General features: G+C 58.0%; 10 protein-coding genes. 8 read left to right on the top strand and 2 right to left on the bottom strand.

Translation table 11 applies throughout. The features are described from left to right. Nucleotides 1-94: 94 nt before the first annotated feature. The 3 genes from QZL67_RS09715 (at nt 95) to QZL67_RS09705 (ending at nt 1,618) form a co-directional block, all read left to right on the top strand. Nucleotides 95-556: a hypothetical protein gene (locus tag QZL67_RS09715; protein ID WP_022290523.1), complete on the top strand. Its 462-nt coding sequence runs from the start codon at nt 95-97 to the stop codon at nt 554-556. A gap of 25 nt (nt 557-581) precedes the next feature. After that, on the top strand, nt 582-1,202 hold the full coding sequence (locus QZL67_RS09710; RefSeq protein WP_022290522.1) for a hypothetical protein: 621 nt from the start codon (nt 582-584) through the stop codon (nt 1,200-1,202). Between the two features lie 251 nt (nt 1,203-1,453). Next, nucleotides 1,454-1,618 (top strand): hypothetical protein, encoded by a 165-nt coding sequence (locus QZL67_RS09705; RefSeq protein ID WP_022290521.1) that lies wholly within the window; start codon nt 1,454-1,456, stop codon nt 1,616-1,618. 56 nt (nt 1,619-1,674) lie between these two features. On the opposite strand, the gene QZL67_RS09700 is transcribed toward QZL67_RS09705, so the two are convergent. Next, nucleotides 1,675-2,055, bottom strand: coding sequence for a hypothetical protein (locus tag QZL67_RS09700; protein ID WP_292920256.1), 381 nt, complete (start codon nt 2,053-2,055; stop codon nt 1,675-1,677). Nucleotides 2,056-2,237: 182 nt separating this feature from the next. On the opposite strand from QZL67_RS09700, the gene QZL67_RS09695 reads away from it, so the two are divergent. Together QZL67_RS09695 and QZL67_RS09690 are read left to right on the top strand one after the other, a co-directional pair. Then, nucleotides 2,238-2,444: a hypothetical protein gene (locus tag QZL67_RS09695; RefSeq protein WP_292920254.1), complete on the top strand. Its 207-nt coding sequence runs from the start codon at nt 2,238-2,240 to the stop codon at nt 2,442-2,444. Between the two features lie 3 nt (nt 2,445-2,447). Further along, nucleotides 2,448-4,151: a terminase large subunit gene (locus QZL67_RS09690; RefSeq protein WP_022290518.1), complete on the top strand. Its 1,704-nt coding sequence runs from the start codon at nt 2,448-2,450 to the stop codon at nt 4,149-4,151. Nucleotides 4,152-4,276: 125 nt separating this feature from the next. On the opposite strand, the gene QZL67_RS09685 is transcribed toward QZL67_RS09690, so the two are convergent. Then, a complete protein-coding gene (locus QZL67_RS09685; RefSeq protein ID WP_022290517.1) occupies nt 4,277-5,020 on the bottom strand; it encodes a hypothetical protein in 744 nt (247 codons plus the stop codon). A gap of 278 nt (nt 5,021-5,298) precedes the next feature. Between QZL67_RS09685 and QZL67_RS09680 the strand changes: the two genes are divergently transcribed. The 3 genes from QZL67_RS09680 to QZL67_RS09670 all read left to right on the top strand — a co-directional run bounded on the left by QZL67_RS09680 (nt 5,299) and on the right by QZL67_RS09670 (nt 6,690). Beyond that, nucleotides 5,299-6,141: a hypothetical protein gene (locus tag QZL67_RS09680; RefSeq protein ID WP_292920252.1), complete on the top strand. Its 843-nt coding sequence runs from the start codon at nt 5,299-5,301 to the stop codon at nt 6,139-6,141. Next, the gene (locus tag QZL67_RS09675; protein ID WP_022290515.1) at nt 6,131-6,394 is read left to right on the top strand and encodes a hypothetical protein; all 264 of its coding nucleotides are present in this window, start codon (nt 6,131-6,133) and stop codon (nt 6,392-6,394) included. The genes QZL67_RS09680 and QZL67_RS09675 overlap by 11 nt, the downstream gene beginning before the upstream one ends. Before the next feature lie 167 nt (nt 6,395-6,561). Beyond that, complete coding sequence (locus tag QZL67_RS09670; RefSeq protein WP_022290514.1) at nt 6,562-6,690, top strand: hypothetical protein; 129 nt, start codon at nt 6,562-6,564, stop codon at nt 6,688-6,690. The last annotated feature ends 29 nt before the right edge of the window (nt 6,691-6,719 follow it).

The following is a 6,719-nucleotide window of genomic DNA, read 5'->3' as shown; positions in this document are numbered from 1 at the left end:
CGGACGCCGTGAGGAAGGAAAGCGCAGAGAACCAGCAAAAGATGCGGGCAGCCCTCCGGGCACTGGCCCAGGCCATCGAACAGGCGGCGGGGGAATGAAGATCGAAGCGCCGTGCCGCCTGGGGCAGCGGTTTCACTGTGAAAAGCCCTATTCCAAAGGGAGGTTTGCCCTGACGGGGCTGTCCTTCTTCTATTGGGACTCCAGCCGGTTTCCGGGGACTACCCTTTGCGGGAAACGGGACCCGGAAAACCGGCTGGAAAACTCTGCGTTTTTTAATCCGGAGGACACGGAAGAGGGGGTACGGATCTCCTTTGAGGTGCCGGATGCCATTGTGATCCCCGGATACCCGCTCTCTGCGTTGGGGATGGACACCAAGGCCGTGGGCCACCTGACCGGCCTGACGCTGCAGGAGGACGGGTGGGCGTTCTACATTTCCTACGGAAAGGACTACGGCGGCCCGCTGGAACCTGTGCGCACGGAGGAACTGGACCGGATGTTTGACCCGGTGCTGCCTCTTCACGCGGTGCAGGTAGACTGGAAGAAGTTTTTGATGTGAACATGAGCTGCTATGGAGGTGAATGATGAAACCAATTTTATTCAACACGGAGATGGTGAAGGCCATTCTGGAGGGAAGAAAGACCGTTACTCGGCGGGTGATGAAGCCGCAGCCGGATGGAAGACCGGTTCCCATGACTAAGGACAGCTGCTATCCTGGGTACTTTGCCATCCAGGGGACAGAAAAGGTTGTCCGCCCGCCATTCCAGCCCGGCGACATCCTGTGGGTACGGGAAACCTTCCGCGTGGACTATCTCTCGAATATTCCTGGCAGCGGGCGCGTCCAGTACAAGGACGATGCATACATGGACATCAGTTTCGATGCCAAACGGTATAACATGATGCGCCGGGCTCAGAGAAAGCCGGGCTGGAGACCGAACGAGAATATGCCCCGAGAGGCCGCTCGGATCTTCCTGCGGGTAACTTGCGTGAGGGTGGAGCGTTTACAGGACATGGTTCTGGGAGACGTACTCATGGAGGGAATTACGGAGGCGGGTACTTACGAGAAAACCTGGGGCCGGTGGCATCAGACTTGGGACAGCACAATTAAGCCTGCAGACCTTCCTACCTATGGCTGGGAGACTAACCCTTGGGTGTGGGTGATTGAGTTTGAGCGGATCAGCAAGGAGGAGGCAGACGAAGCGTGAAGTGTGAGCGATGCATGTACCGTGCCAGGCCCCATGCCGGATACCAGTGTGACTATTATGCCATCACCGGGCATACCAGACGGGCCGTCCCGGCGGCAAGATGCCGCCGGTTTCGGGAGGGGGCCCGCCTGTCGGCGGCAGAGGAGGATATATTGCCGCCTGCGGTGCGGACCTCTCCAAAAGCTGCCTGGACCGGAAAAGAGGCGAAGGAGGGCGCAGCTGCCCCTCCAAAAGAAGCCGGGAGCAGACGGATGATCTATGACTGGGAAAAGGCAGGCGTGCTGTACCGCCAGGGGGAATCGGACGGAGCCATCAGCCGGGAATTGGGGTGTACCTCCAAGGCGGTGGGCAACTGGAGAAAACGGATGGGGCTGCCGCCCAATTATCAGCAGGGAATGCAGAAACGGAAACCATAAGGATACCCGCAGGAAGAAGAAAAGCAGCCGCTTGCAGGCGGCTGCTTTTGGAACGGTCATTTTGCCCCAAGGTCTTTTCGCATCTGCTTTTGCAGTTTGCTGAAGAGCTCGTCAAGCTTTTTGCTTCGGTCCTCGTCAGACAGCTCTCCGGATTTATCCAGAGTGAGATCAATGATCGTGTCAAACAGGGCATTTGCCTCATCCGAAGCGTAAAGAGCCATCTTGACTGCCGCAGCTTCCAGCAGATGGAGATATTCCTGGCTGGAATAAAGCGCTGACGCAGAACTGCCGTTTATATAGAGAAAACGCTGGGCCTCTTCATATGCGGCGGCCTGCTGGGTACGCTTGAACTGTTTTGTTTCCTGCCAATTTGCGATCGGGGCGCCGGAGAACACGCCGATCAGAGCCGCGGCGGCGCCAATGATTGCGCCCCACACAGTATCCGTCATGAGAATCACCCAATTTCTGTAAGTTCTTGATGCATTTAATATACCCTCACATTTGACAAAAAGCAACGGCAAAATGCCGCACGGAGCTGCGGACAGAAAGGAGTACGTATGAAGGGGAGACCGAAGTGAACGGGGAATGGGACCGGATCAGAATCCTGGACGGGAAAGACATGGCACGGCTGAGGACCGCCATGGCGGCACGGGAGGAGATCGAGATCCGAAAAACACTGAACGGACGGATGGAGTCTGCCAGGACGCTGGAGGGCGGACGGGCCTGGAAAGGGGCCATGCTGGTGCAGCTGCGCACCAGGGAGCGTAACGTGGAGACGGTGCAGAACTTTCCGACGGTGGAAGCACTGATGGAGAGAAGAGGGTAAACCATGGGACTGGAAAAAGATCTGCGGGACCCGGAGGTATACATCCCGAAGTTTTTGAAGATCCGGACCAAGGAGGGAAAGATTACCGCCCTGCGGCCCAAGCCTGCCCAGCAGATGCTGCTGGACGCGGTGAAACGGGAGCGGGAGGCAGGCAGGCCACCCCGCATCCTAATCCTCAAGGCCCGGCAGCTGGGCCTTTCCACCATCACCGAGGGGATGATGTTTCAGGACAGCGCCACCCGGAGACTGGCGCAGACCCTGATCGTGGCCCACCGGGACGACTCCACCACCAAGCTCTTTCGGATGAACAAGCTGTTTTTCGACTACTTGCCCCGCAAGCTCCAGCCCATGTGCAAGCACTCCAACGCCAAGGAACTGGTGTTCGAGAATCCCACCCGGGACCCGGCGGAGAAGCGGCGCAGGCCGGGGCTCATGTCCTCCATCCGCTGCGTCACCGCCAACGACGGCATGGGCCGAAGCGAGACCCTCAACAACGTCCATCTCTCGGAGTTCGCCTTCTGGAAGGGAAACAAAAATGAGATCCTGGACGGCGTGATGCAGGCGGTGCCGGCGGAGCTGAACACCCTGGTGGTCATTGAGTCCACCGCCAACGGCTACAACGAGTTCAAGGACCTGTGGGACGGGGCGATGGCCGGGACCAATGGCTGGGTGCCGCTGTTCATCGCCTGGTTCCATGAGGAGAAATACCGGATGGAGGTAACCGAGGGGACGGTCTGGGACGAAGAGGAGCGTTCCCTCATGGAGGCCTATCATCTGGACCCGGAGCAGATGGCCTGGCGGCGGTGGTGCATCGCCGTCAACTGCCACGGGGACAAGCGGAAATTCCAGCAGGAGTACCCCTCTACCCCGGAGGAGGCCTTTCTGTTCTCCGGTACGCCGTTCTTCAATAACGAGGATATCCTGCTGCGGCTGGCCGCCGCGCCGGAGCCGGCGGACGTGGGGACCTTTACCTATCCGGAGCCGGCGGCCGGGGAGGCGCCGGCGGAATGGATGTGGAGCTCCGACCGGCGGACCGGCTTCATCCGGGTCTATGCGCCGCCGGAGCCGGGAGTGCCCTACGTCATCGGCGGCGATACCGCCGGAGAGGGCAGCGACAAGTTCACTGCCTGGGTGGTGGACAACCGCACCGGCATGCAGGTAGCAGAGCTGGAATTCACCTTCTCCGAGCTGCTCTATGCCCGGCAGCTCTACTGCCTGGGGATGTGGTACAACGCGGCCCTCATTGCCGTGGAGACCAACTTCTCAACCTACCCCGAGCGCAAGCTGGAGGAGTGGAACTACCCCAATCTCTATGTCCGGGAGCGGTTTGACACGTACACGAGAAAGAACGTGAAGGCCTTCGGCTTCCAGACCACGCCCCAGACCCGCCCGGTGATCCTGGCGGGCCTCCACGCGGTGATGGAGGAGACGGCGGAGCTGGTGGTGAGCCGGAACACCCTGCGCCAGATGCTCCACTTCGTCTACAACGAGGACCGCAGGCCGGAGGCCGAGGCAGGAGAGCACGACGATCTGGTGATGGCGGCGGCCATCTGCTATTTTGCCAGAACCCAGCAGCGGGTGACCATGGAACGGGAGGACGCTGGGGACACATCTCACTGGACGGCGGACATGTGGGAGGACTACCGCGCGGCGGATGAGGTCGGAAAGCGGCAGCTGCGGAAACTCTGGGGCAGCGGAAACAGGTAAAAAGAAAAGGCCCGTCGGGCCTTCAAAAAAATAAGAGAGACAATGAATGCGTGGCCGCCGGGCTGCGCCGGGGGCCATGGATGTGACCTCCGGCGGAGCCCGGTATGTTAGTACAAAATGTGAAATTAGCATAAATTTGGAATGGAGATTGTGGAAAGAGAGTGTTGCTCTTTTGTGCAGTTTAAATTCAACTTTTGAACGTATGTATTTCCAAAAATATCATTAAATGTGATCTCAAAGTTGAAGTCAATTTGATAGTTGTTGTCTGATCTGGGTGGAATTTGAACGCACAAGAGAAGGGACCGAGTTTCATTGGTACCAATGTTCTTTAATAGAAGTGGCTTAGTTTGTAGGATGTTTGAACAGGCCAACGTAACATTTAAAGCAGGACCTGCCCCTATATTATGAATATCGAAAAAGATAACTCCAGGGTAAGAATCGTCGAGCTGTTTTAATTTCTCTCGATATTGGTTCGGATCAGGGTGGTTAAAACTGCCATGCAATCCTACCACTGAATCTAGAAAGACCATAGCAGTCAGTGACGAAAGAGAATCAACTTCAGAAAGTGAAAAAGATGAGGAATTATCTTCACAGGCCATTACAGGCAAAGCAGCGAGACGACGGCTCTTTTCACTTTCTTCGTGCTGCCTGCGTGCTTCCCGGCGGTTATCATACAGGGCTGCCAGAGCGGGCAGACAGCCGATAGCACCGCCCAGATAGCTGCCCCAGAAGCCAAGCCATGAGGGGGCGTTTAGGTCTGGAAGAGTCGGGACAGCAAGATACATCAGTACATTGACGGCGCCTGCCACAAGAAGAATGGCCACTACGTACAAAAAGATCCAATGCGGAATTTTTCTGTTTTTGAACATTGGACACCTCCAAAAAACTTTTTATCTAAATATACACCAAAATCCACCAAATGTAAGTTGCATATGACGTCCTAACTTTGCAATACGCCCACGCGCGTATCTGCCGGGGCTCTTAAACGCCTAAGTTTGCGGGGAAGCAGATTTACGCGGTAGAAGATATAGGGCTCAGACATTCCGGCAGGGGGGATTCGAAAGAGGACGCAAGAAAAGACAAGGGGCCTTGCGCGGAGGGGCGCGCGGGTACTTCTGCTTTTATCGCGCGGGAGGGGAGAGACAACATGGCAAGAGAGACACAGGGACAGGAGGGACTGTACATGGTGACAAAGATCATTTCCGGTTCGGTAGTGGAGCGGCGCAAGACCAGGATCACCCGCAGGCCGTCCAAGCGCAGCGGAAGAATCCGGGGCAACAGCAGCGAGAAGAAGATCGTGGGGAACCGGGAATACGCCAAGCTGGCCCTGGCCCGGGTGCTCAACTGCAACTTCGCTCCAGGGGATCTGTGGCTCACCGCCAAGTTTGACCCCCGGGGCCTGGAGGAGATCGGCGGGACCTATGAGGGAGCCAAGGCCGCCGGGAAGAAGTTCATTGACCGCATGGTGTACCGCCTTCGGAAAATGGGCCTTGTGACCCGGTGGGTACTGGCGCCCTCGGAGATCGACGGGGAGACCGGGCAACTGGTGCGGCCCCATGTACATATCGTCATCAGCGGCGACGCCTTTTCCCTGCGGGATAAGCAGCTCTATCTGGGCACGGAGCCCGTAGACGCCATCTGGGGCCTGGGGTGTGTGGACGTGCAGTTCCTGCGCCATCAGGCGGACTACAAGCCCCTGGCGGATTACATCGTCAACCAGAGCCGGGGCGTGCCGGACGAAAAAAAGTGGACATGCTCCCGGAATATGAAAAAGCCCATCATCCGCCGGGAGGTGGTCACCAGTGGCGGCCAGCTGCGGATTCCCGCCGGGGCGGTGGAGCTGCCCGGGACCCGATACGACCCGGAGAAGGGACAAAACTTCGTGCGCTACATCCCCAGGGCAAAAGATCCCCGGGAAAAAATCGGCGGCCACAAGGAGATGGCCCTGGCCATGGCCGGCGAAGAAGGAGGCGGCGGAGGTGGGCTTTAAAAAGCTGCGCGGCGTCTCTTTGCCGGAGGAACAGCAGGGGCTGATCCGCTACACCTGCCTGACCTGGCGGGATCAGCCCAAGCACGTACAAAACAAGATCCAGCGCCTCTGCCGGGAGTGCGGAGGCGCTTACGGTGCTGCCCTGCGGGAGGTCATGTGCACGAAAAGCAGCCTTGCGGCCATCGCCCTGCGCCACCACGTCAGCGAGAATGTGCTCTACGATTTGCGGCGGCAGTTTTACGAGGCATGGTAGGGACTGTCTATGACGCTTGTTCACAAATTGTTCATATAACTTTCACTCGTGAAAGTGACCGCCAATCCATTGGGCGTCAATGGGTTGGCGGTTTTTAAAATCCGTGATAACAGGAGGTCCCCCTGTGGTAGGGTAGTTTCTGACGAAAGGAGAGGCGGTGAGGCGCGGTGGAGGAACAGAGAAACGCGGCGGAGGAGCTGGGGCGCAAACTCCGGCCCCGGGAACGGCAGTTTGTCCGGGAGTATCTCCGGGATCTCAACGGAACGGCGGCGGGCATCCGCCCCACGAAGCTCTGAATACAAGAAGCAACCTCTGCGTGACTCCT

It is taken from the genome of Oscillibacter sp. CAG:155 (genome assembly GCA_000436875.1).
Lineage (GTDB): Bacteria > Bacillota > Clostridia > Oscillospirales > Oscillospiraceae > Oscillibacter.
This window is presented reverse-complemented; position numbering and strand designations above follow the sequence as displayed.

Bases quoted from the DNA above. Each gene is read 5' to 3' on its own strand.
- QZL67_RS09685 (WP_022290517.1), bottom strand. From the start codon at position 5,020: ATGTTCAAAAACAGAAAAATTCCGCATTGGATCTTTTTGTACGTAGTG.
- QZL67_RS09710 (WP_022290522.1), top strand. From the start codon at position 582: ATGAAACCAATTTTATTCAACACGGAGATGGTGAAGGCCATTCTGGAG.
- QZL67_RS09695 (WP_292920254.1), top strand. From the start codon at position 2,238: ATGGCACGGCTGAGGACCGCCATGGCGGCACGGGAGGAGATCGAGATC.
- QZL67_RS09690 (WP_022290518.1), top strand. From the start codon at position 2,448: ATGGGACTGGAAAAAGATCTGCGGGACCCGGAGGTATACATCCCGAAG.
- QZL67_RS09715 (WP_022290523.1), top strand. From the start codon at position 95: ATGAAGATCGAAGCGCCGTGCCGCCTGGGGCAGCGGTTTCACTGTGAA.
- QZL67_RS09705 (WP_022290521.1), top strand. From the start codon at position 1,454: ATGATCTATGACTGGGAAAAGGCAGGCGTGCTGTACCGCCAGGGGGAA.
- QZL67_RS09680 (WP_292920252.1), top strand. From the start codon at position 5,299: ATGGCAAGAGAGACACAGGGACAGGAGGGACTGTACATGGTGACAAAG.